Raw genomic sequence first — 1241 nt, 5'->3', positions numbered from 1 at the left:
GGCTGTCAGGATGGCATGGGCACCCAGATATGGGTCTGCGTTATCGGTGCTCACGCCTGCAAACACCTTACGCATGGACACATCGCCAACCGTCCGGTCGATCCGGGAAATATCCCGAAACAGGTTGTTCACCTGTCCGCCGACCACCTCGTTACCGGTCGCCCGGCCCCCGCCGTCCCCTTCGTCTGTCAGACGTTGGGACTCAAACAGTTTGATATCTTCCTGATTGATTGCCATCCATTCTGTCTCTTCTGTTAGCCATTAAGTTGATCTTTTTCGTGAGAAAACACCCTAATAGAATCTTTCTTAACGAATGAGAGACGCTTGGATGTTATCGATTCCTAACAGGAATGCGGCCAAATTTTCTGGCTTTGAAGGTATGCACCCAGGCCAGCTATACCAAATTGGCTCCCTTCAAACCGCTAATGAAAAGTTAAATGTGTCAGTTCGCCTTCATTTACAGCATGAAGATCAGCGGTTGCAGTACTCTCTGAAGTACCGGAAGGTTGCTCACAAAAAAGATACAGGTAGAGTAATTTTCTATCGCGATGGTAATGATTTGGTTTTTCACGGTATGGAGGTTGCGTTTCAAGAGCGAGGAAAAGGGTTCTCCTTGCCACTCCTAAAAACATTTAGTGAGTTTTCTCTACAACAGGGCTATCAATTGCGAACGACGAAGCAACGAAAGCCACTGGTGAACCGTCAGCTCACAGCACTTGGCCTAAAACCTGACTCGCAGGATGCTATGGCCTTTATACAGAGGCGCAGGGAGGGTTCCAGCACCCGTGTTTACCTTTCCGGTTTTCAAATGACCAAAGATATTCTGCTTAGCCAAAACATTAGTCTGCTTGATGCAAAGCCAGACGATTGTGTTGCTGTTGCTATGAATACAACGTTCAGTCAGCCGCCTACCGCAGAGTTACGAGAGCAGTTAAAAGTCCTTCCTGGTATCTACACACCTGTTTAACAGTGATGACTGTCAGCATAGTGCTCATAAGCCAACGTCTATCGTCAGCAAGTGAATGACTACTGCGTAATAATGGCCACTTGAGGGCATTACTGCGCGCAGTACAGGCTGAGCATCAATAGGCGAGCTTTCGGTCCGATCAAAAATCACAGTAAAACTGCGACCACCAGGCAATATCAGAGGCATAAGATGAGCAGGCTGTTCACTCAAGGCATACAGCGCTTCCACCTCAGCCCTGGTCAACCAACTGTGCTCACCATCCCCCAGCACAATA

General features: G+C 48.3%; 3 protein-coding genes. 1 reads left to right on the top strand and 2 read right to left on the bottom strand.

Going from position 1 to position 1241, the window contains the following annotated elements:
* On the bottom strand, positions 1-237 hold a 237-nt coding region (locus E1189_RS02505; RefSeq protein WP_230460059.1), incomplete at its 3' end, for a hypothetical protein.
* Between the two features lie 202 nt (positions 238-439).
* On the opposite strand from E1189_RS02505, the gene E1189_RS02500 reads away from it, so the two are divergent.
* Positions 440-967 (top strand): hypothetical protein, encoded by a 528-nt coding sequence (locus tag E1189_RS02500; RefSeq protein ID WP_155158486.1) that lies wholly within the window; start codon positions 440-442, stop codon positions 965-967.
* Positions 968-991: 24 nt separating this feature from the next.
* Here E1189_RS02500 and E1189_RS23270 read toward each other — a convergent pair.
* On the bottom strand, positions 992-1241 hold a 250-nt coding region (locus E1189_RS23270), incomplete at its 5' end, for a hypothetical protein (protein ID WP_408014677.1).

It is taken from the genome of Parendozoicomonas verongulae (assembly GCF_009711465.1).
Taxonomy (GTDB): Bacteria; Pseudomonadota; Gammaproteobacteria; order Pseudomonadales; family Endozoicomonadaceae; genus Sansalvadorimonas; species Sansalvadorimonas verongulae.
The sequence above is the reverse complement of the archived record's forward strand: the minus strand, read 5'-3'. Positions and strand labels throughout refer to the sequence as shown.